The organism is Novipirellula artificiosorum (assembly GCF_007860135.1).
Classification (GTDB): domain Bacteria; phylum Planctomycetota; class Planctomycetia; order Pirellulales; family Pirellulaceae; genus Novipirellula_A; species Novipirellula_A artificiosorum.
Window position 1 is genome coordinate 1,108,245 of record NZ_SJPV01000001.1, and the last position, 22,510, is coordinate 1,130,754.

At 56.7% G+C, this 22,510-nt stretch carries 14 protein-coding genes; 6 read left to right on the plus strand and 8 right to left on the minus strand.

Annotated elements, in window-relative coordinates; translation table 11 throughout:
• Window positions 1-170: 170 nt before the first annotated feature.
• From Poly41_RS03895 to Poly41_RS03910, 4 genes are read left to right on the plus strand one after another with little or no spacing between them, the layout of a single operon-like run.
• Window positions 171-626 carry a GntR family transcriptional regulator gene (locus tag Poly41_RS03895; RefSeq protein WP_146524562.1) on the plus strand — a complete coding sequence of 152 codons (456 nt, stop codon included), beginning with the start codon at window positions 171-173 and terminating at the stop codon, window positions 624-626.
• Complete coding sequence (locus tag Poly41_RS03900) at window positions 623-1,543, plus strand: ABC transporter ATP-binding protein (protein ID WP_146524563.1); 921 nt, start codon at window positions 623-625, stop codon at window positions 1,541-1,543. Before Poly41_RS03895 ends, Poly41_RS03900 begins: the two co-directional genes overlap by 4 nt.
• Entirely contained in the window at window positions 1,540-4,095 is a 2,556-nt protein-coding gene (locus Poly41_RS03905; protein ID WP_146524564.1) for an ABC transporter permease, read from the plus strand. The genes Poly41_RS03900 and Poly41_RS03905 overlap by 4 nt, the downstream gene beginning before the upstream one ends.
• Window positions 4,092-5,468: a hypothetical protein gene (locus Poly41_RS03910; protein ID WP_146524565.1), complete on the plus strand. Its 1,377-nt coding sequence runs from the start codon at window positions 4,092-4,094 to the stop codon at window positions 5,466-5,468. The genes Poly41_RS03905 and Poly41_RS03910 overlap by 4 nt, the downstream gene beginning before the upstream one ends.
• 79 nt (window positions 5,469-5,547) lie before the next feature.
• On the opposite strand, the gene Poly41_RS03915 is transcribed toward Poly41_RS03910, so the two are convergent.
• Together Poly41_RS03915 and Poly41_RS03920 are read right to left on the minus strand one after the other, a co-directional pair.
• Window positions 5,548-6,732, minus strand: coding sequence for a trans-sulfuration enzyme family protein (locus tag Poly41_RS03915; RefSeq protein ID WP_146524566.1), 1,185 nt, complete (start codon window positions 6,730-6,732; stop codon window positions 5,548-5,550).
• The gene (locus Poly41_RS03920) at window positions 6,729-8,027 is read right to left on the minus strand and encodes a trans-sulfuration enzyme family protein (RefSeq protein ID WP_146524567.1); all 1,299 of its coding nucleotides are present in this window, start codon (window positions 8,025-8,027) and stop codon (window positions 6,729-6,731) included. The genes Poly41_RS03915 and Poly41_RS03920 overlap by 4 nt, the downstream gene beginning before the upstream one ends.
• 457 nt (window positions 8,028-8,484) lie before the next feature.
• Here Poly41_RS03920 and Poly41_RS03925 point away from each other — a divergent pair, with 457 nt between their 5' ends.
• Window positions 8,485-10,062 carry an SLC13 family permease gene (locus Poly41_RS03925; RefSeq protein WP_146524568.1) on the plus strand — a complete coding sequence of 526 codons (1,578 nt, stop codon included), beginning with the start codon at window positions 8,485-8,487 and terminating at the stop codon, window positions 10,060-10,062.
• Between the two features lie 48 nt (window positions 10,063-10,110).
• Here the strand turns inward: Poly41_RS03925 and Poly41_RS03930 are convergent, their stop codons facing one another.
• The 5 genes from Poly41_RS03930 to Poly41_RS03950 all read right to left on the minus strand — a co-directional run bounded on the left by Poly41_RS03930 (window position 10,111) and on the right by Poly41_RS03950 (window position 18,367).
• Window positions 10,111-11,004 carry an ion transporter gene (locus tag Poly41_RS03930; protein ID WP_146524569.1) on the minus strand — a complete coding sequence of 298 codons (894 nt, stop codon included), beginning with the start codon at window positions 11,002-11,004 and terminating at the stop codon, window positions 10,111-10,113.
• Between the two features lies 1 nt (window position 11,005).
• The gene (locus tag Poly41_RS03935) at window positions 11,006-11,893 is read right to left on the minus strand and encodes a hypothetical protein (protein WP_146524570.1); all 888 of its coding nucleotides are present in this window, start codon (window positions 11,891-11,893) and stop codon (window positions 11,006-11,008) included.
• Entirely contained in the window at window positions 11,893-15,759 is a 3,867-nt protein-coding gene (locus Poly41_RS03940) for a secretin N-terminal domain-containing protein (RefSeq protein ID WP_146524571.1), read from the minus strand. Before Poly41_RS03940 ends, Poly41_RS03935 begins: the two co-directional genes overlap by 1 nt.
• A 142-nt stretch (window positions 15,760-15,901) precedes the next feature.
• Window positions 15,902-16,717, minus strand: coding sequence for a phosphatase PAP2 family protein (locus Poly41_RS03945; RefSeq protein WP_146524572.1), 816 nt, complete (start codon window positions 16,715-16,717; stop codon window positions 15,902-15,904).
• 1,059 nt (window positions 16,718-17,776) lie between these two features.
• A complete protein-coding gene (locus tag Poly41_RS03950) occupies window positions 17,777-18,367 on the minus strand; it encodes a hypothetical protein (protein WP_146524573.1) in 591 nt (196 codons plus the stop codon).
• 248 nt (window positions 18,368-18,615) lie between these two features.
• On the opposite strand from Poly41_RS03950, the gene Poly41_RS03955 reads away from it, so the two are divergent.
• Window positions 18,616-21,903 (plus strand): SUMF1/EgtB/PvdO family nonheme iron enzyme, encoded by a 3,288-nt coding sequence (locus tag Poly41_RS03955; RefSeq protein WP_146524574.1) that lies wholly within the window; start codon window positions 18,616-18,618, stop codon window positions 21,901-21,903.
• Here the strand turns inward: Poly41_RS03955 and Poly41_RS03960 are convergent.
• Entirely contained in the window at window positions 21,862-22,479 is a 618-nt protein-coding gene (locus Poly41_RS03960; protein ID WP_146524575.1) for a hypothetical protein, read from the minus strand. The genes Poly41_RS03955 and Poly41_RS03960 overlap by 42 nt on opposite strands.
• Between the last annotated feature and the right edge of the window lie 31 nt (window positions 22,480-22,510).

The following is a 22,510-nucleotide window of genomic DNA, read 5'->3' on the forward strand; positions in this document are numbered from 1 at the left end:
TTCCTCAGCACGTGGCCCGTGAGGTGCTTTGCCGAAGGCGGCCGCCAAACGGAGCTGGAGCAAAGCACGAACGTCCCTTGACAGGCAGGATGCTTGGTGTACTATGTTGCTAGGTAGCTGTGTGGCTGTGCTCCGTTTGCTGCCGCGGTTCCGATTTCCCGGAGGGCGTTTTGTTTCTTTCCATTGATGTGCATTCCGACGTCGCGATCTATGCCCAGATTGTGCGTCAAGTGAAGTTTGCGGTCGCCGCTGGCACGCTGCGGCCGGGCCAATTGTTGCCCAGCGCCCGGACCCTCGCCGGCAAGTTGGCGATCAACCCCAATACCGTTGCTCGCGCTTTCACCGCCCTGCAAGCCGATGGCGTGGTGGAAACCCTTCGAGGACGCGGCATGGTGATCCGCGACGACGCGGTGGCGATTTGTCGTCGTGAACGCGAAGACGTGCTGGCCGAGCGGATCGGTGTCGCGCTGGCCGAGTCATGGCACGCGGGTTTGGACGAGCACAAAATTCAAGCGATTGTGCAGAAGCACTTGAAGCAATTGACGAAAACGAATCCGTCGGTTTGGGTTTCAATCCCTGATGGCGATGCAAACTCCGAAAGCACAACCCCGAAGGCCAAGTCATGAAGCCCATCATCACTGCTGATTCCCTAACGATGCACTTTCGCCGCTGCGACGCACTCCGCGGCGTCGATTTGCAAATCGAACCGGGCACGGTGTTTGCCTTGCTCGGTGAAAACGGTGCGGGGAAAACCACCCTGATTCGAATTTTGACCGGCTACCAAGCCCCGTCGAGTGGGTCTTGCCGCGTTTGCGGCTTGGATCCGACACGCGATCCGCTAGGGGTCCGGCGACAAATCGGCTACGTCTCGGATTCGCCCGCGCTGTACGACTGGATGACCGTCAGCCAGATCGGTGGCTTCACCGCTTCGTTTTATGACGATCGGTTCCGCGATCACTTCAATGAATCGGTTCGTCGCTATGAGATCGATCCCGCTCAGCGAATCCGCAACCTCAGTCGTGGCCAACGTGCAAAGGTCGCACTATCCCTTGCACTCTCGCACGACCCCGCACTCTTGATCATGGACGAACCGACGTCCGGGCTTGACCCGAAGGTACGCCGCAACTTTCTCGAAAGCATGATCGATCGCGCGGCCACGGGACGCACCGTCTTTTTGGCGTCGCATCAAATCAGCGAGGTGGAACGCGTCGCCGATACCGTCGCGATCATGCATCAGGGTCAGATTTGCTTGACCGCTCCGCTGAGTGAATTGCGTGAATCGTTTTTCCATGTGGTGATCGACGTCGAAGACCCGCTGCGAACCTTGCCACCGCTTCCCTCTCCTGCCGAGATGTTGAGCGAAGAAACCGAAGGCCGTCAACGCCAATGGATCGTTCGCCATCTCGATCCATCGATGGTCAGCATGCTGAGGGAAGCTGCGGGCGTGATCGACGTTCGCCACCGTGTCGCGACACTCGAGGAAGTGTTCATTGCTTGCACCTCGAGTGATTTCGCGACCTCTTCGGCAGAGGTGTTGTCATGAGCGAAGCAATCGTGAAACGAACCGGATCGAGTCCGATCAACTCGTGGCTTGTCTGGAAAGAGGTGATCCAAATCGTGCCGCTGGTGGCTTCACTGTTGGTGATCGTGGCGATCTTGGTGACGCTTCAATACTGGAACAATCCACTTCGAGTCGATGGTTTTTTTGCGACGTTGGAACTGACCTGCTTGATCCTTCCAGGCATTTTCGCAACCGGTGCCGCGGCGGTCACGGTCGGTCAAGAACGCGAGCATCGGACGATCGATTGGCTTTCATCGCTACCGATCACGCCAAAGCGACTCATCCTAACGAAAATCGCCGTCGCCCTTGCGGGGTTGCTGATCATGTGGGTGATCGCGGTAAGCTTGATCACGCTGCTTGTCGGCCCCGATCCGCTCGTTTCCCGCTTTCGTTTGACCAATACCAGCGAGGTTCATAGCGATTTGACTCCCATCAGTTTTCCGATGTGGGGCGTCCATTCGCTGTTGGTGTTATCCGCGGGTTTTTACACCGCGTGGCGATTCAAAAACCAGTATTTATCTTTGATCTCGCTTCTTACCATTGCCGCGATTCCTACCGTCTTGGCATGGATCGCGTCGGAGTTATTCTCGAGTCATCGACATCTTGGATTGGGAGTCGAATTTTATGCCTGGTTGATCCTCTCGATCGTGATGATTCCGACGGTGTTCCTGCTTGGTTACCGCCGCGCGAAGATTGTCTTGTCGCCGGCGTCGGCGAATCGCCCGCATGCACTCGGTCGAGTTCGCTCACTCCTTACCTCCAACGAAGTACCGGTCTTTCACAGCGATGTGTCATCGATCCTTTGGCAATCGATTCATTCGTCACGGGTGTTGTATGCGATACTGGCGGTGATGTTCCTGGTCGGCGCGGGACATCCGACTGATATGCTGAATCTGTTGCGGGTTCGATACTATGTTTCGACCTTCATTCCTTTGGCTTCGGTCGCGATCGCGGTGGCGTTGCCGGTCGCGATCTCCTGGGCCGGCGTGTCGGTCTTCAAGTTCGCCGGCAGTGCCGACCAGCTTCGCTTCCTCGCCGATCGAGGCGTATCGCCGACGAAAATCTACATCGCTCGACATGCGGTACCGATCGCGATGGTCGCCGCATCGGTGGTACTTTGCACGATCCTCTCGACGATCCAAGCCACATCGGGTACCCAGTCGTCTCGTTATGGTGAGTCGCCAAGTTTGTTGTCGTTGACGCTTTCTGCCGCGGGTATCTATGCGATCAGTCAGTGGGTTTCCCAATTGATCCGGACCACGACGGTGGCTGCCCTTGTCGCGCCGGCCGTATCCTTCGTGATGTATCCCTCGACATGGTATTGGTATGACTTGGACAATCGCTGGCAAGTGCTGTTGCGGTTGTTCGCCGCGGCGATTCCGATGCTGGCGACGTGGTGGTTGATGCAGCGGTACATGGACCGACGAGATTTTCTACGAAAGATCTTGCTGGCCGTATTGGTCGTCTTCTTCACCGCCAGCACGTCCTTTGCAGCGAGGTTGCTATGGGAGCGGGACCTCTTCGGTGAGCAGTTTGGCGTCGAGGGTGATGCGCGATCGATGCATATGAAGTGGTTGATGGAGCAGAAACAACAGCCGAGGCCGAACCCCGTTTTGGTTCCCATCGATTCGAACCTGTTTGATGACGTGGAATGGTTCTACTCGGACGAATCCAAGGTCCAATTGGCGTCGGAGTTGATCGAGGCCAAACGTATTCGCCCGATGGATCTGCTAACCAACCTTGACCAACTTCAAAGCGATTCCACCTCGGCTGCCGCAATCGATTCGAATGCTTGGAGGGGATGGTTGGTATGGTTGATGTTCGAGCAGGTGCGGTTCGACGCGGCGATGGACGATGCGGACGACGCGCAGGCGGACGACGCGTTTGAGAGCCTTTTGCCTTGGATCGACAGCACGTCCTTGTTGGTCAGCACCTTGCGCCGCAGCCCTCGGTGGTTGGACCAGGAGGTCGCGGATCGTTTTGAGATTTGGCTCGCCCAAAGCTTGACACGACCTACCACTGCACCGTTTTTGAATCGCGACATGGTTCGGGTGGCGATCGCCCGGTTGCCCACGATCGCGGCTCGCAACGAAGCACGGCGTCATGCCATCCGTGCAACGAGGGAGTCGTGGCCTGATGGTCCGGGTGATCGTTTGGACCCGGCCGTTTTTGGGGGTGTAGAAGTGCTGAGTCATAAAAGCACCGAACTGGGGATTCGTGTTAGCTATGACCCAAAGTATCAACTTGACCGCATGGCCGTTGCAGCGTTGGAAGCCGTCCGTCTGAGCGACCAAAAGATTTATTCCACCGACCCGAATCGAAAGCTGCTGTGGTGGGAGCGTCAAATGCACGAAGCCACCGTCAGCAGCTTGGTGCCGCCCGCAATCGGTCCGTACTCGCCTCGTTATCGAAGCCTTCCTGAGAGGATGACGTTGATTGCCCATGTGGGGTATCAGCCTCAGAAACTATACCCGGCTCAGTTTTTTGCGATGCCATGGGAATCGGTGGTGGAAGGAATGAAAAAGCAACGATGAGAAACGACAAAACTCGAAGCGACTACCATTACTTGTTGTTGGTTGCTGCTCCGCTGGTAACCCTTGTCACGATGTTCGGTATTGCGATCTTCTCGGCTTGGAAGAGTCAGCGATATTGTGAATCCGGTTTGCAGCTCGTTACCGGTCTTGAGCGCCCGATGGCGCCGACGGCGCTCGCGGATTGGTATGACGCACGGTCGTCGAAAGCCGACACCGTCAAATGGCAGGAGTTGGAGATGGCGTCGGTCGCAGTGAACTATTTGGAACGTGTTTCCAACATGAATCATCGAAACCGCTCACTTTCATGGGTGCCACCCGGCGAATCTTCTAGAACCGCCGAACGCAACGAGCGGTTTGCAACCCTGGTCAAACCGATCGTCGATCAGCTGAAAGCGATGCCAGAGCCTGGACAACCGGTTTGGCATCCGCTGGACTATGACAATCTTACCCTTCAAAGCATGCCAGCTCCTGTGTCAGCCGTATTGATGTTCGAGATGTCGGATGCGTATCATCAAGGCGACACCCGTCGAGCGATCGAGGCGATTCGACTGGGCGACCAACTTTTGGGTCCGAGATCGAAAACAGCGATCCAGATTCCTCAATTCCACCAGCAAATGGTCGGCAGGTTGATTCGCCTCTCACTGAGAGACAACCTTTGGTCGGAGCCGGACCTTGCCGAAATTCAGCAGTTGATGTCCGCGCAGGGGGATGCCGAGGAAAGCTGGCGAAATCATGTCACGATGGATGCCTTGCGGGTCGCTCCATGGTTACTCGATCACTATCGGGGGTCTCGCTATCGCCACTATGCGCACGGAACGAATCCTTTGTCACAAGATCGAAGCGGCGAATGGCGGGTGGTTCCGAGTGAAGCGATCGGCATCGTTGATCAATACACCCATGCGGTGCAACTTGAAGGGCAACCCGGAACGGCCGACCATTCGAATTCGGCCGCGCGAACGTTGCCGTCGCGTTTCCCTCGGCCTTGGAACGACGAGCCACAAAAGCGATTCTATTTCGACCAATGGCTAAAAATGCCCTATGTGGATCCGAATCCCGATATTTCGTCGATTGGAAACAACTTGCCGTCGTTTGCGCAGCAGCTGGTCGACCATACAAAGGACCAGCGATTCACTCGGACTGCGATTGCGCTGAAACAGTACCAAATGAAGTTCGATCGGTACCCCGAAACGCTCAACGAATTGACCAAGGTTGGTTTGCCCGCTTCGGCGATGCTCGGCAGCGAGGGCAAGCCCTTCTATTATCGTGTGGAAAAACAGGGTGAATCGGTGACGGTCGGAACGTTACCGTATGAAATCAAGATTGATCCCGAAAAGGAGGCCTACCGTTACCACTCGATGCTGCTGGAGTTGTAGCGGAAGCCGTAGCGGCTTCACGGATGTTGGAGATCACGGTTGGCGTGTTCCGTATGCCGAGCGAACGCTCTCGCGATCCTTACGACTCGGTCGCAACACCGCTTGAGCCGATCGCCGCTTCGAGGTCTCGTCTCAAATCTTCGAACGACTCGAGCCCGACCGACAAACGGATCAAGCCATCGGTGATCCCAAACCGCTCGCGGTCTGCCGCATCGTAGCTGGCGTGTGACATCGTCGCAGGTTGTTCAATCAACGATTCAACGGCACCGAGGCTGACGGCCAAGTGAAATAGCGTCGTTGACTCGCAAACCTTTGCTGTCTCGCGAATCCCCGCATCCAATTCGAAGGTCATCATCGCGCCGAAACCACCTTCAAATGTCTGTGATGCCAACGCGTGTTGAGGGTGTGACGCCAATCCGGGATACAACACGCTGCGGATTCGCGGATGCAATTCCAACCATTGTGCCAATCGCAGCGCTGTCGCCGACTGTTCACGGACGCGAAGATCGAGAGTTTTCAGCCCACGCGATACGAGGAAACAGCTCAGTGGATCGAGTACGGCGCCGGTCGAATTTTGGATAAAGTACAATTGGTCGTACAGGGAGCGATCCGCGACCGCCAACGTTCCGCCCAGGCAATCGCTATGCCCACCCAGGTACTTGGTCGCGGAATGCATGACGATATCGACCCCTTTTTCAAGTGGCCGGACGAGAGCGGGAGTGCCAAAGGTATTGTCGACGCCGAACAGGCATTCCCGTCCTCGGGCAATCGCTACCAATGCATCCAAATCGGGGATCGTCAACCGCGGGTTGCCAATCGTTTCGGCCCAAATCAGTCGGGTCTTTGCGGTGATTGCGGATTCGACCGCCACCGGGTCGGTCATGTCCACAAGCGTGACGTCGATACCGCTGCGGTCACAAATCTTGTGCAGCAGTCGATAAGCACCGCCGTACAAATCACACCCAGCGACAACATGATCGCCACTGCGTAGCAACATCGTCACGCAGTGAATGGCGGCCATGCCTGACGAAAATGCCAAGGCATCGGAACCGCCCTCGAGTGACGCCAACGTCGTTTCGAGGTTACGGCGAGTTGGATTCCCGCTGCGCGAATAGTCAAATTCGCCCCATTCGCCAGCAGCCGGTTGGCGAAACGTGCTGGCGAGATGAATCGGCGGAACGACGGCGCCCGTCGCAGGGTCGATTTCGTTTCCGACATGGATCGCGCGGGTGCGAAAATCGGCATCCGATCGTTGCTTGTTCATGCCGTCAACGCTTGCTCGATGTCGGCAATCAAATCCTCGGTGTCTTCGATTCCACAAGACATCCGAATCATGTTGTCTGCGATCCCAAAGCGTTTCCGATCTTCGGGTGTGTAGTTGAAATAGCTCATCACGTAAGGTTGTTCGATCAACGATTCGACTCCACCGAGGCTCGGCGCGATACGGGCCAATTTCGCGGCATCCACGATACGCGAGGTTTGTTTCCAATCGGCATCTTTGACCTCGAAGGTGATCAATCCGCCGAAGCCTCGCATTTGTTGCCGAGCGATGGAGGAAGTGGGATGAGATTCGGCGCCTGGGTAATACACCCGGCTGACGCGCGGATGCTTTTCCAGGAACTGCGCGACGGCCAGCCCATTTTCGTTGTGTCGCTGCATGCGAAGTCCGAATGTTTTGAGTCCCCGTTCGAGCATGTACAGGTTCTGAGGCGAGTTGATGCTGCCCAAGATGCCTCGCATGCCCCGAACTGGCTCAAGTGAATCGTGACGACCGCAAATCACACCCGCCAATAAATCGTTGTGCCCGCCGAGGTACTTCGTTGCCGAGTGCCAAACATAATCGACACCGAAATCGATTGGATTGATGTTGAAGGGAGTCGCCAAGGTCGCGTCGATCAGGGTTTCCACCTCATTGGCCTTTCCCACCGCGGCGAACTTCTCAAGATCGACGACCGTCAGATGCGGATTCGTCGGCGACTCGCTGACCAGCATCTTCGTTCGTGACGTGATCGCGGATTCCAAGGCGTCAAAGTCGCCGGTGGGAACTTGGTGGGTGATCACGCCAAAACGCGAAAGATGCTTGCTGCAAAATTCGCGGCTGCGGTGATAGCACTGGTCAAAGAAGACGATTTCATCACCCGCACTGAGTTTCGTCATCAGCAGCCCGACGATTGCCGCCATTCCGCTGCTGTACAGAATCGCCTCTTCAGCGTGGTCGAGTGCAGCGAGTTTCGCCTCGACACTTTTCTCGTTTGGGCATCCATAACGACCATACTCTTCACGTTGTTCATCGCCTTGGACGAACCGCAAAATCGCGTCCGTGGATTCGAAAGTGAAGGTGGATGCCGTATAGATGGGGGTCGAGATCGCCCCTTCGGACTTTTGCCTTACTTCACCCGCGTGAACGCATTGTGTCGAAGGCCCTCCTGCCGAAGCGCCCCGTGTCGGAGGTCCCTGCTCGGCTGGGAGAGGATCCGAAGGCCCCGGAGTCTGGCCGCTTACGGGCGACACGGGCTGGGATGAACGCCTCAGATCGGGCGCATCAGAATCGATGGTCATATTTGTTATCATGGCTCTTTAGCAGTTCTAGGCTGCAAGCGGCCGCAAATCCCTAATGAACGTGAGCTCCGCCGAGCCACGTCCATTCACGTCGCTCATAGGCTAGCCGCGGCAAACCGTCGCGGCAAGGGTTTTTCTGGTGAAGTGGAGGAAATACCGTCTCACCGGCTCCATGGGCCGCCAGCGGTGTGAATTGCGACAGTACATTATCGTTAGTGCAGGTCGCCATAAATGGAGGAACATCAACCACTTATGGCAGCAAAGCCGAAATGGCAACAGCGAGATTCTGCTACAAGAAATCACAAGATTTGAGGATCACGGATGTCGAAGCCTGTCTTGCTGGATGTCGAAGCCTGTCTTGCTGGATTGAAACCCCGCCTTGAAACTTTGAAACACAGAGCACCCGTGAACACCTCGGTTCCTTCATTTCTTCAATCCTCCAGTCCATGTCTCCTTGATGCCTGACGCACCTCAACGCAGCGGAACGATGCAGTGGATCGGTTTTGTGCTCGGACCGTTGTTGGCAGTGGCAGCGCTGTATCTGCTGCCGCAACAGTTCCACGCGGTCGCTGCCGAGGGGCCAGATCGTTTGCTCGATTTTTCCTGGCCTGGCCGCGCGACCTTAGCGGTGATGTTGTGGATGGGGATATGGTGGTTGACCGAAGCGGTCCATATCAGCGTCACGGCCTTGTTGCCGATCGTGCTGTTCCCGTTACTCGGAGCCACGACGGCCAAGGAGGCTTGCTTTCCCTATTCCGATCCCTTGGTGTTTCTGTACTTTGGTGGTTTCATCATCGCGCTCTCGATGCAGCGATGGGGCCTCGGGAGACGGATCGCTTTACTAACCCTCGGAGTGGTTGGAACCAGCGCGACGGGCATGGTCGCCGGATTTATGCTTGTCACGGCGGTACTCAGCGCGTTCGTTTCCAACACCGCGACCACCGCGATGATGTTACCGATTGCGTTGAGCGTGATTGGGCTGCTGCGTCAATCGGATCGTGACGAGACTCGGGATCCGCAATCACCCGACTTGCAAGCGGGACGCGATCGTGTCGGCCCATTTAGCGTTTGCTTGTTGCTCAGCATTGCCTACTCCGCGTCGGTCGGTGGCGTGATGACCATCATCGGCACTCCCACCAATGCGTTTCTTGTCGGTTTTCTTCGAGACAAAATCGCTCCCGAATACCGTCAAGACTTCAGCTTCTTTTCATGGTTACCGATTGGCGTTTCCTTCGCCGTCGTCATGTTGCCGATCATCTATTTGGTGTTGACGCGATTCGCTTTTCCGATCAAGGGGATCACGATGGCAGGAGGGGCACAGCTTGTAAAGAAAGAGCTGGACAAGCTCGGGCCAGTCAAACGTGGCGAGTGGAACACGTTGGTTGTGTTTTGTGTGACCGTGCTGTTGTGGTTCGTTCGCCCCCTCCTGACGCGTCTGGAAATTCCTTTTGGCGACATCGTTTATCGTCCTTTGGCGAATCTCTCGGACCCGGTGATCGCCATGTTGGGTGCTTCGTTGCTGTTTGTGATACCGGTTGAGGTCAAGAACCGAGTGTTCACGATGGATTGGGAGCATGCATCCAAGATGCCATGGGGGATTTTGTTTTTGTTCGGGGGTGGACTCAGTTTGGCGGCCGCAATGCAGGCAAACGGGGTTGCCGAGTTCATCGGCAGCCAAGCGGGCGTGTTCGCCGTGTTACCGGCGGTCGTGATTGTCTTGATCGTTTCGATCGCAATCGTCTTTCTGACGGAATTGACGTCGAACGCAGCAACCACAGCATCGCTCGTGCCCGTGTTGGCGGCACTGGCGCCTGGGTTAGGGGTCCACCCTTACCTATTGATCTTCCCTGCGACGGTGGCCGCCAGTTGCGCGTTCATGTTGCCGGTTGCCACGCCCCCGAATGCCATCGTGTTTGGGTCGGGGGAGATCACGATTCCGCAAATGGCCCGCACCGGCATTTACTTGAACCTGATTGCGGTCGTGCTCGTTACCGCTTTGGCCTTCTACGTGGTGAAGCCTTGGTTGGGCGTCTGAAGTCACGGCAGGGCCCGACTCTCATCCGCCCTTGGCGTCACCGTGACCTTACGACATCCTCGAACCACAACGATAGCAGTAATGTGCTTCGCTTCGATGCCCCGTCGCTTCGCAAATGGGACAGCCGGTGCGGTCGTCCGCCATGGTACCTTTCGCGTTGATCATTTCGGCACTCACGAATCCCGTTGGCACGATAATCAAGCTGTAGCCGAGCAAGATCAGGGCTGCGGAAATGATTTTTCCGATCACGGTTTTCGGAACGACATCGCCATAGCCAACAGTGGTCATCGTCACGGTCGCCCAATACATCGCTTGCGGAATGGACGTGAAATCGCTTTCGGTGTTGATTTTTTTTTCAGGGTCGACGTTAAACATCAACGTTTCGACGTGATACATTAACGAACCGCTGATCGTCACCGCAACGAGAACGACCGACAAGAAGACGACGATCTTGTTGCGTGCTCGCCAAATCGCCGTTGATAACTCGTTCGCCTCGTTCATCATCCGCCACAGCTTCATGACGCGAAAAACGCGCAACAATCGGATACTGCGGAGTGTCAGCAAGGCGCTGGAAGAACTGCCAATCAAGAGCGTCAAGTAGCCTGGCGCGATGCTAAGCAAATCGATGATCCCCCAAAAGCTGAGGGCGTAACGAAGGGGGCGGCGCGAGCAGACTAAGCGGAGGACGTATTCAATGGTGAACAGAATCGTCAGTGCCCACTCGGCCACTTGGATCCAGTCATTGTCGGCGTAACCATCAACCGTTTCGAGGGAAACGAAAAAGATGCTGGCAAGAATCGCAAGGAGCAATCCAATGTCGAACCAGCGTCCGGCATGCGTGTCGGCTTCAAAGATGACATCGTACATGTGGACTCGCCACGGTGGCGAGTCCGGTCGCTGTGTCAGTCGACGACGCTGGGTCGAGACGGTAGGTGGCGACATGTTACCTTACCGGCATCGTTGCACTTGCGGGCAACACGGTGTCGACGGTCGGACGCGATGCCATGCGGATTTCTTGAGACGGCACCGACGTTGACTGTGCAATGCCCGAGTCACCATCAAACCGCTGGGTTCCCGGGACCGAGATCGATGGGATCGATTTTCGATTGGAAAGCGGCGAACGACGTCTCTCGATAGTCGTCGTCGTCAACCCCGACGTGCGCGTGTTGATTCCGGCGGTCGCCTGTTTGTACTCTTGGTATTGGGGCGACAAACGGGACTGCTCTTCGGCGATTTGGTTGATTCGGGACTTTTCACCGGGCAACATGATGGTCGAGGGGACCCCTTGCACCAGCTTTGGCGATGGGTACGGCTTGCCGTCGGCGGTCAATTCGCTGCTCTCGACGGCGAGAGGTTTGAAGGATGCGACCAGAGAAATCCGACGGGGTTCACCGCCGATCGCGTCCCACGGAATCCAGACGCTGTAGGAAGCGCCCAAGTCCGATTGGCTGAAGTGTCGGGTGAATTGCTCGGGTGTAAACTCGAAACGCTTGACCGTTTTTTCTGGATTCGAACTTTCTTCGTCAAACCCATGCACGACCAAGGTCCCTTCGACGGGCACGGGGCGTGATTTTTCGTCGTAGAAGAAAATTCGGCCTCCGAAGCCGCGAGTCGGCGTTCGCCCTGTCTGGACGAGCGTATCGGGAGTCCAGGTGGTCGCCATCTTGACCGGGTTCGGGTACGGCACGATGACGTCCTTCTTTTTGCTCCACGGCATCCACTCGGCAAAGGACTTGCTCGACTTGTTGCTCGACAGACTTGAACATCCAACACTCGATAGCATCGCGATGACCGCGACCAACGTAAGGCTTTGTTTGAAGATCGTATTCATCAGCGAATCCATGCTTGCGGGAAAATACTCGGAATCGGTTGTGTAGTGGAGTTCTGGGATTGCGTCGTCGGTTTTTGGCCCGACGCGCCGAGTCGTGTTGGGAAGGATGCGGCCGGCTGGGACACACTATTCGCATTTTGCCAACTGACTTGACGTGACACGTTGGTCGACGGCGTCACCGGGGCTCGCGACGCACCCTCTTGGAACCCTGGTGAGAGGGGTTGTGTGGATCTTGGAATCGATAACGCATCTTGCGGGATCGATTCCGAATAAGGATTCGAGATGGGTTCCGACATCGATGGCGTGACTCGGCCATCGGTCGCTCCGTTGACCCCAGCACCCGTGTCCAGGTACATCGCGTTGGGCGACGACGTCGCTTCAAGCGGCACCATCTGCGTGCTTTGCTGCTCTGGCAATAAGGTAGATCCATAGATCGCACCTTCGGACAAGGAGGAGGCGCCCTGATTGATCATCGCGGGTGCCGTCTGGATCAAGCCCTCGCTGTGAGCATCGTCGGAGATCATCACGGAATCCGCATCGGGGCAAAACACGTCTGCTGCATCTGTGTCGGGATAATACCGTCGGTCGCCCGAATCGGAGTGTTTTTGGAAGTCGTCGATCGTAGGCTGCATGTCGGGATAGATCGTTCCACCGACCGCAGGTCCCCACAAACCGTAGCCACCGCTCAGGCCGACGTCGCCGTGCATTTCGACAATATCCGCCAGACACCAACTCATTCGGCTCGATTCGGAGGCTTTGACATAATCGAGGTCTTCTTCGCCGTTGATCACCATCGGAGTGAGGATCACCAGCATCTCGGTTCGTTCTTCACCTTCTCGGTCGTACTTGAAGAAGTAGCCGAGTACGGGGATGTCGGCCAAGTAAGGCACGCGGCGACTTGTCGCGACGCGAGTCTTTTGGATCAAACCACCAAAAATGACGGTTTGTCCGCTGTAGGCGGCAACGGTCGATTGCGCGGTGGTTCGCAGAATGTCGTCGATGGTCACGGTTCCCCCGTCTCCGGTTGGAACCACCGTACCGTTGTTGTCATCACGGGCCGAGCGGGTGGCATTGATGTCCATAATGATCAAGCCATCTGCACCAACGCGGGGCCGGACCTCCATGATCAAGCCGACTTCGATATCTTCGGTGACCACCTGAGTTCCAGCAACGCCGTTGTTGATCACACCGGTCACTCGTGCGATTTGGCGTCCTACTTGAACAAAGCCTTCGGTGTTGTCCATCGTCATGATCTGAGGACGACTGAGGATCTGCAGCCGTTGTGCATCTTGAAGCGTTCTCAGCAACAAGCTGACCGATTCACTGGCGGCACTCAACACAAACCCACCATAACCCAGTGAGCTATTGGTCGATCCCACGCCGAAACTACTCAACCCGCGTCCCGCCAAGCTTTCTTGACCGAACGAGTTGACATTTGGCGTTCCATTACCGTTGTAGGTGAAGCCGGGAACCGATTGAGGGTTATTGGTGGCGATCGATCCGGTTGCAATGCCCCGGTCAAACATTAACGAGTCTTGCAAACCCACTTCGCCACCGATTTCGAATTCGTCGCCGAGTCGTACTTCGGCCAACAACACTTTCATCAAGACCATCGGACGGCGGCGATCTAGCTTGTCGATCAATCGTCGCACGTCTTCATACAACCGAGGTGAAACACTGAGCAGCAAACTGTTGCTGATCGGTTCCGCGATTGCGATCAGGTCACGGTCGGGCAAGTCGAAGGGCCCTAACCCGCCTTGTTGAAACTGTGTGATCGAGTTCAATCGTGTCGATCGCTGTGTCACATAGTCGCTCACCGCTGTTGCGATATTTGCAGCATCACTGTGTCGCATCCAGATCACTTCGGTAATCCGTTCGGAAAAACCAGTAGTATCGAGACGCAGCAAGATGCTCTCGGCGACTTCCAAATCGTCCGCCGAACCGCTGGCAATAATGCTGTTGGTCCGTTGATCGGTGCTGAACCGTAGCGGGACCAGCGAAGAGTCACCCGAGGCGGTCGAGGACGGCAAGCCGGTCAAGTTGCCTGCACCAACGCTCGTCCCACCGGTTGCCGCGTCGTCTCCAAACAAATCCTGTAAGGCCGCAGTCAACTGAGTGGCGTCTCCATTCTCGATCGTGAAAACTTTCACCAACGAGGCGATTCCTGGGGCAATGTCCAACTGGCGAATCAACTCGCTGATCAATGGCATGCTGGCGGCCGGTGCCCGAACGACGATCGAGTTTGCATTCGTATCGGCGGTCACAACCGCTCCCGCCAGAATCCCTGAGTCAAGAATCTGGTTTCCATTGTCGCCGAGCGGGACGATCGAAATGGTGGTCGAAGGCGTTGTCATGTTTCCATCACCATCCACTTCACTTTCACCGCTGATCGCTTCTTGAATCACGGGTGCCAGGTCTTCGGCAATGGCATTGCTGAGCGGGAAAATCTTGATTTCGCTCTTGGCGGAATGCTGTTGAACGTCCAACTCATTGATCAATCGAGTGACTTCGGCCATGTCCCGAGGTGCAGCACTGATGATTAGCGAATTGGTTCGATAGTCGGCCGTGATCCGCACTCGAGGCCCAAGGGCGGGGCGGGGATCATCGTCGGAGCCCGGCAACGCGGTAAAGAACTCGCGAATGCTCTCCTCGGCATCGGCTGCTGAGGTATATTGCAATCGAAAGATCCGCAGTCGACTCGACTCGTCAATCGGGATGTCGACCTTCGCAATCAAGTCGCGGACGCTGTTGATCGCTTCACTGCGTCCGATGAGAAGCAGTGCATTGGGCGTGTCGAGCGCGGTGATGCTGACGGCACCTTGTCGAGCGGACAACACATCGTCGTAAAGCTGCGTGAGTAGCTCTGCGACCGCGTTGCTATCCGCGTACTTCATCTCAATCACTTCGATATCGGGCTGAGTGACCTCGCTTTGTTTCTCGATTTCGCGGATCACATCCATCACGCGTTGGACGTCGCGTTTGGCCCCTTTGATGATGATCGTTCCCAGTTCAGGAACGAATTGGATTTGGGTGTCTCCGATCACGCCCGAACCGCCCTCGGCGGGGTCCGCACCTGTGCCGTCCTCGAAACCGCCACCTTCGTTGTTCGCAGCGGCAGACGAATCTCCACCTTCGACCGAGGGTGCAGCACCGGCGTCTTGTTGAAACAAGGCGTTGCGGAATCCTTGATTCGCATCGACCGGCAAAAGCTTCCGCGCGTCGAGTTGGCCCAAGACTTGAATCGCTCGTTGCACCGGAGCGGGCTCGGCGTTTTCCAGCCGCAACAGCTCCGTCACTTCTGTCAGCTTCGTTGGTGGCTCGTCGAGCGTCCCGATGATTTGACGCCATCCGTCCTGCGTGGAGTTCGGCGCCGTGACCGTGACCAAGTTGTTTCTACGATCGACTTCGATCGTGGTCCCCGTCAACGGGATGGCGTTGAGTTGGAACGACGCACGTTCGCCATTCTGGCTGGTGGTGATCGGCAAGGGCGTACCGGCCAGCTTTTTCAAGCCGTCCTCGAACTCTCGCCAACTGATGCTTCGTAGCTGGATTTGAACCGGCCCGATCGCTGAAGCTTGTTGGATTTCACCGGATTGAAGCAACGAGACGACGTCTTTCGCAATTCGTTGCTGAGCCGCCTCGGGAGCCATCACGAGCAACTGGCCGTTCTTCAGATCCGAAGAGATCTTGACGCCATCAATGTCGCGATACATCAAGCTGAGCCGAGTGGCCAGCCCGCGGCTTTGAGCCGCCGGTACGTTTAATTTGCGTAATTCCGGTTTCGATGAACCTTGAGCCCACGCATTGCTAGCGACTGTGGAAAGCGACAACGCCAGGGTCAAAGTGCAGTATATCAAACGCCGCATTTGCGACCACCTTTGTGGTGTGTACCAAAGAGCATACCCATTGAACGGAAACAACGTGCGCGCTCGCCCGTTCAAACGGATTCATCGTCTCGATTGGTACAACCACTACAGTCAAAATACGCCGCAGGGTCACATGAATTTGCTAGGCGGCGACTTTGCCGTCTGCGTCGTCCTGGCTCGGTTCGCGATCCCCTTCGATTACCTCGTCTTCATGGTGAATCTCGGGTTTTCGTACCCTTCGCTCCGATTCCATGCGGTCAAACAGGCTGCCGAGCAGCTTGGGATGGAAACAGACGTAGGCCCAGCTGAGCCCAAAGGCAGCTCCGCCACAGACGTCGCTGAGATAGTGGGCACCGGAAAACATGCGTTGTAACATCACGCCGACAAGGAAGATGGCGAACAGCACCCGGCCTCGCGGCAACACGGCCCACAGCCCCACGGCAAAGGCCGTCGCCGTCGCCATGTTCCCACTCGGAAACGCTCGCGTACTTGAATCAAACGCAGCCACACGATCGAGGGTCCAATCGAACACCCACCGCCACGCAACATCGTACGAGGCAATGTCCAAATTCATGCATCCCGGTCGCTCCCGCAGAACAAACATCTTGACGAGCGTCGCAACCGCCCCGGCACCCATCGCCAACACGGCAAGCCGCGAGATGTAACGACGACTTCGCGGCGCCATCAACAAGATGCACAACAGGATCAAAAAAATCCCGGTCCCGTGAGAAAAAAAGCTGGTGAGATTGAGCAGATCACCCACTTCGCGAGACAGGTGCGTATTGGCAAACCAGCGACCAACCGGAACATCGACGAGCGTCAACATCGGGACGCTGAGCAACGCAATGCCCGCGATCCAGACCAAACTGGTGGTGCGAAACGGAGCAAGTTCGTCCGCATCGGCGCCACCAAACATTGATAGCTTGGGTCGCAACTTCGAATGATCACGATTTCGCATGTCAGAACCGAATCCGCAATGAAGAACGTTTGTGCTAGCATGCGGTCATGCCGCGCCGGCGCCAGGTTGAACACTGGTTCGGGAAGCTAATCAATAGGCGGCCACCAGGGGAAGATCATTTTTCCCCCCCAACCTTGAGGGGTGCGACCCTTTGTGGCCCTCGTCCTCTCACCCGATCATCCGCACGACCATCACGATTCGTTCTTGGGAATGACGTCGTGCAGTTTTTAAGTTGTTTATTTAAAAAGACTTACAAGATTTACCTCGCCCTCTGGGCTCGTTGTACCTCGCATCTCGGGTGGTGTCTAATACATCTGCGGGGTAGGTGACGAGATTTCGCTTTGGACCTTCGACAAACCACTGCGAATGATTGCTGCCTTGCGGTTCGCGCTGGTGCTGCGAACATGGGAAAGCCCGTTGCACGGAGGTGCGGTTCATGGATGCGGTGGCTCTCGGACTCCTCGGTCAAAAAACCGGCTCATCCGACCGAAGCGCGCGGAACCCAGACTCAAGGTTTTTTTTGAAGGTATGGCTCCGGTGTCCAATGATCTCTTAGAAAAGAGTGCCCGACGGTCGGTCGTCCGCAGGGAACCTGTAGCACCCTTGGCGCACCGTCGACCGGGATATCCCTTGTCAAGTTGCACCTCTGCAGAGCTCGACTCCGTTTCTACCGGCAACTGCACGATAACAAGTGAAAATAGCTCCTGCCAGCAATGATGGGACACCGGAGAGATGCCTCGAAAACCTCCTGCGCACGCCTCCGCCGGATGAGCCAAAAAACCTAGGTGCGCAAGAGCCTCAGCAAGCTTGCACCTTCGCAAAAATCGGACAAGCGACGCAGTACCCCCATCTCCGAGGAGGAAAGTATTCGTTGGCTCGAAGGATCTTCCCCCGAGCGTCCGCGTCAACGTGGTGCTGTGCGAAGAGGGGTGTGTAAATACCATGGCCACAGAGGCAGGGTGAGGTCCCAAAACGCTTATTGTTGAAGTAATTAAAAACTGCTCGCACTGAATCGGGGACGGAGCGGCAACGCGCCGACGTTGTCGGGCAACGCAAGCGCTATCGTAAATGGTTGCCAAACCGACCATCGGTTTGATCGACGGGCACAATGTAGAACCACTGGCCGTTGAATTGGAAACGCTGCCAGGAGTTTGGCACGCTCGTGTTGGGGCGAGGGAACCCGTTCGGCGTGGGCATGTTCGGAGCATCGTACGGAGTCGGCTGCGGTGGCACCGGCAGCGGTGTCGCGTTGAAATAACGGGGGTCAGATTGCGGCGGTTGCGGGGCCTGGGGAGCAAGTCGGGGAGTGGGGTAAGCCGAATTCGGGGGCTCGAGATTTGGGGTTTCGGGGCGCTGCGAACGAGCCCCGGGCATTGAAGGGGGGCCTGGTAACGGCGGTGCAGCGCGGCGTGGCTGCGCTCTCTCGGACTCAAGTTCTGCCAGACGCTGCTCCAACTTATTGATCCGTGCCAACAAACTCTGCATGGTCACAGGGGCGTGATTGCGCGTTGGGTCAGCTTGTAGAACGGGATGAGGGTTCCCAGGAAGATCGGGAATAGGGCTAACTGGGGAATCGTCCGCAAAGGCGGTATGGGCCAACAGACTGACCACGATCGACGCGAGCGTGAAGGCGATGGGGCGAATCAACATAAAATCCCTTTGACGAGTGAGAGTTGACGCGGCCAATTGAACGGAAAGTCAGTTGTCAAAATGGCCGGTGACGAAGCACGAAGTCTACCGCGCGGACTTAACAGCAACAATCTTTGCCACGAGGGGATTGGACCTGGACAAGAGAGGGTCAGACCCCTTTTCGGATTGGTTTTAAGGTACACTGGAGTCCCCTGGTTTGACCGATCCGCTCAAAACCTGCGACATCCTCCTACCTCAAACGGATTGTGATGAAGCTACGATTGATCCTCCTCGGCTGTTGGCTCGGTTGCTTCACGATCGCTTTGACGATCACGACCTCGGCAGACGCATTGGCGGCGGGATCCTACGCGTCGCAGGGTCGACGGATCAATCGCTCCGTCGCGGCCTGCGAAAAACTGCGTTTGGCGGTTACCGATTTGTCGTTGCAGTTCGGTGAACGCTATCCCGATGCTGAAAGCTATCTGGCTCGGCTGCATTCGATCGAAGCACGTCTGGCGAGCGAGCCGCGACAAGCAGCCGATGAACTTGAGTCGCTTCGCCGAGAAGCGTTGATGGCCAACCCCTTGTTGGATTGCCGTGTAATCGTCGTCAAGCGACGCGCGAATCATCCGATCAAGGGGATCGCGATACCCGCACCGCATGAGACCAATTCAGGGTTACCGCGTGAGGGCTACGACAATGAGGTGCTTGTTGTCGATCTGAAGGCCCCGATCGAAAATGCGACCCGCCTGTTGAAACCCGAGGACGGCGGTTATGTCGGCGAACTTGATTTGCATTTTGATGCCGACCGGATCCTGCTGACTCGTTCGGACCGCGAAAGTTGGAAGTTGTGGGAGATGGATCTGGACGGATCCCATTTGCACCAGGTCTCGCAGACTCCACCCGATGTGGATTGTTTCGACGGATGCTATGTGCCTGACGGAGGGATCGTTTTCGCCAGCACCGCATCGTACCAATCGGTACCATGCTGGCACGGCAAGATGCCGACCGGCAACTTGTATCGGATGAATCCAGACGGCACCGGGATGCGGCAATTGTGTTTTGACCAAGACGTCGATGCACATCCCGTTGTGCTCAATGATGGCCAAGTGATGTTCAGCCGCTGGGACTACACCGGAGTCAATCATATCTTTCAGCGCGAATTGATGGTCATGAACCCCGACGGCACTGGCCAACGGGCGGTTTATGGCAGCAATTCGTATTTTCCCAACTCGCTATTTTTCCCCCGCCCGCTTCCGGGCCCCGCAAACCGGTTGGTCAGCATTTTGTCTGGCTACCACGGCGTACCGCGGATGGGATGGCTGGTGATGCTTGATCCGTCACGAGGTTGGTACGGCGCCGACGGGATGGTTCATCGGATTTCTGGCACCGGCGCGGCCATCACGCCCGTGGTCAAAGATAATGCCGTCGACCAAGATTGGCCAAAGTTCTTGCATCCCTACCCGCTCAGCGATAAATACTTTTTGGTCAGCATGTTGGAAAATGCTCAGTCGAATTGGACCGTTTGCGTTGCGGACGTGTTTGATAACGTGCTGCCAATCTTTGGACAATCTGGCTACGCGATGTTGGAGCCGATTCCGGTGGTTCGCCAGCCAACGCCACCGGTTATCCCCGATCAAACGTTGGCATCGAAGGAAAATGCGACGGTCTATCTGAACGACATCTATTCGGGACCAGGATTAAAGGGAGTTCCACGCGGGACGGTGAAGGCCCTACGCGTCCTTTCCTATCACTTTGGATACCGCGAATTAGCTGGGTCAGACAAAATCGGTTATGGCGGTCCTTGGGATGGCATGCAAATCGAGGGGACGGTGCCGGTGGAACAGGATGGATCGGCCGTTTTTGAAGTCCCCGCCCGCACTCCGCTGGCGATCCAGCCGCTTGACGAAGAGGGCAAGGCGGTTCAGCTGATGCGGTCATGGTTCACCGCGATGCCGGGTGAAGTGGTCTCGTGCGTGGGATGCCATGAAACGCCGACCGAGGTCCCTCGCGTCGAATTGTCGTTGGCTGCTGCGAAGCCGCCGAGAGCCATCGATCCTTGGTACGGGCCGCCACGTGGTTTCGATTTTGCGCGCGAGGTCCAACCGGTGCTCGATCACCATTGTGCGGCATGTCATGATGGATCCAATGCTATGCCTGATCTGCGAGCGGAAACCGAAGTCGCGGTTCGCCAATCGTGGCCGATTGGGTACGCCGGACGTTTGGACCAACAGATGATGCGAGACACCGGCGGGCGGATGACCTACACGCCCGCGTACGACGCATTGATTCACTACATCCGCCGCGTTGGGGTCGAGGATGCTGTGGGGATGCACCGACCGGGCGAGTATCACGCCGATACCAGCCCCTTAGTCCAATTGCTTCGCAAGGGGCACCAAGGGGTGGAGTTGTCGGCTGAGGATTGGGATCGCATCGTCACTTGGATCGATCTCAACGGCCCTTGCCACGGGACGTGGGGCGACGTCTATCCGATCCCCAACGATGGGCATCAGCGGCGAATGACGCTGCGGCGAATGTACGGTGGAGCCCTCCGTGATCCCGAAGTCATTCCCGCCGCTCGAGTGGACCGCCGCGCTGCGGCCCGACCGAACCCACCCGATCCACCGCCACGCGTGACGCTTGAGGATGACACGCTGCACCGTAACGCAACACGGAGTACGGGTGCACTTGATCCGGCGATACGAAATCCGGCAACACGAACGATTGACTTGGGCGACGGAGTCACGATCAACTTGGTGCAAATTCCGGCGGGGCGATTCGTGATGGGATCGGTCGAGGCAGAACCGGATGAATGGCCGCCCTCGGTCGTCGAAGTGACCGAGCCGTTTTGGATGGCGACGACGGAAATCACCAACGAACAGTTCGCTCGGTTTGACCCCGGTCATGATTCCGGTTTCTACGCGCGGCGACTTCCCCGACCGGATTGTGAAGGAACCCCTTTGTCCGAGCCAAAACAACCGGTTGTTCGCGTTTCATGGGAACAAGCCAACCGGTTTTGCGAGTTCCTATCCAAAACAACGGGACAGAACTTTCAATTGCCGACCGAGCAGCAATGGGAATACGCTTGCCGTGCCGGAACGGAAACGCCGTTATGGTTCGGAGACACCGAGAGCGACTTTTCACTGTTTGAAAACCTGGCCGATGCAACGTTTAGCCGCGGAGTGATGCAGGCGTTGAAGGTTCATCCCGACGACGTCACCCAGTGGTCCGGTGGGGTGCCGCATTTGGTCTTGGAAGGGGCCAGGCTGGCCGAAGATCGATTCAACGATGGATACAGTGTCACCGCACCAGTTGACCAATTCAAGCCGAATCCACTTGGCTTAGCGGACATGCACGGGAACGTCGCGGAATGGACGCAAACGCAATCGCCTGATTCCGATCGACGCGTCGTGCGGGGCGGTTCGTTTTTTGATCCTCCCCATCAGGCTCGCAGCGCCGTGCGCCGCCAATACCACCCCTGGCAACCGCTGTTCAACGTTGGATTCCGCGTGGTCTCAGCCGCCGAAGACGGCCGCCGCCACTCCAAGAAGGATTAACAGCAGCAAGAAGCCCAACAAGATCCAAACGATCAGTGACGTCTTGTACTTGATGTGGGGCGTTTGGGCGATGACGTCTTGGTAGGCGGGTGAAAAAACCGTTTGTCCCTTCTCGCTGACGAGCAAGTACAAAAAGTAACCGGAAATGATCGTACCGATCGGAATCGCCAACAGCCCGAGCACACTCAGCACGATCGCTACGATCCTGGCCCAGGGACGCAGCCGCCAGAGTCCGACGGCCGTAAAACCTTGCAGGATCCCAAGTCCAAAATAAATCATAGCCAGGACGGCGATCACGATACGCTCTTCGGGACCAAGGCCGCCTCCGCCAGCGGAGGCCAGCATGAACAGCGAGATCGGCACCATGAAAATGGTGCCGAGCATGTACAGCGTGCCAATCGATTTGACCGATGCTTCGTGATTCAGGTGGTAACGCCGGATCTGTTCTACTTCACCCCCGACCCCCGGGTTCAACGAAGTCTGAGCCGACGGAGCATAAGGATTTGCTGCCGGAGCGGTCCCCGAATTCGGGTCGTTCAGGTAGGGATTGGGCTCGTTGGGAGGCAAGTTAGACATGGACGTGACTCGGCGATGACGAAACGGAGGG

What these genes read in the sequence shown, in the direction of transcription:
- Poly41_RS03910 (WP_146524565.1), top strand. Translation starts at nt 4,092, where the DNA reads ATGAGAAACGACAAAACTCGAAGCGACTACCATTACTTGTTGTTGGTT.
- Poly41_RS03960 (WP_146524575.1), bottom strand. Translation starts at nt 22,479, where the DNA reads ATGTCTAACTTGCCTCCCAACGAGCCCAATCCCTACCTGAACGACCCG.
- Poly41_RS03940 (WP_146524571.1), bottom strand. Translation starts at nt 15,759, where the DNA reads ATGCGGCGTTTGATATACTGCACTTTGACCCTGGCGTTGTCGCTTTCC.
- Poly41_RS03955 (WP_146524574.1), top strand. Translation starts at nt 18,616, where the DNA reads ATGAAGCTACGATTGATCCTCCTCGGCTGTTGGCTCGGTTGCTTCACG.
- Poly41_RS03935 (WP_146524570.1), bottom strand. Translation starts at nt 11,893, where the DNA reads ATGAATACGATCTTCAAACAAAGCCTTACGTTGGTCGCGGTCATCGCG.
- Poly41_RS03915 (WP_146524566.1), bottom strand. Translation starts at nt 6,732, where the DNA reads ATGAACAAGCAACGATCGGATGCCGATTTTCGCACCCGCGCGATCCAT.
- Poly41_RS03920 (WP_146524567.1), bottom strand. Translation starts at nt 8,027, where the DNA reads ATGACCATCGATTCTGATGCGCCCGATCTGAGGCGTTCATCCCAGCCC.
- Poly41_RS03930 (WP_146524569.1), bottom strand. Translation starts at nt 11,004, where the DNA reads ATGTCGCCACCTACCGTCTCGACCCAGCGTCGTCGACTGACACAGCGA.
- Poly41_RS03925 (WP_146524568.1), top strand. Translation starts at nt 8,485, where the DNA reads ATGCCTGACGCACCTCAACGCAGCGGAACGATGCAGTGGATCGGTTTT.
- Poly41_RS03950 (WP_146524573.1), bottom strand. Translation starts at nt 18,367, where the DNA reads ATGTTGATTCGCCCCATCGCCTTCACGCTCGCGTCGATCGTGGTCAGT.
- Poly41_RS03945 (WP_146524572.1), bottom strand. Translation starts at nt 16,717, where the DNA reads ATGCGAAATCGTGATCATTCGAAGTTGCGACCCAAGCTATCAATGTTT.
- Poly41_RS03900 (WP_146524563.1), top strand. Translation starts at nt 623, where the DNA reads ATGAAGCCCATCATCACTGCTGATTCCCTAACGATGCACTTTCGCCGC.
- Poly41_RS03905 (WP_146524564.1), top strand. Translation starts at nt 1,540, where the DNA reads ATGAGCGAAGCAATCGTGAAACGAACCGGATCGAGTCCGATCAACTCG.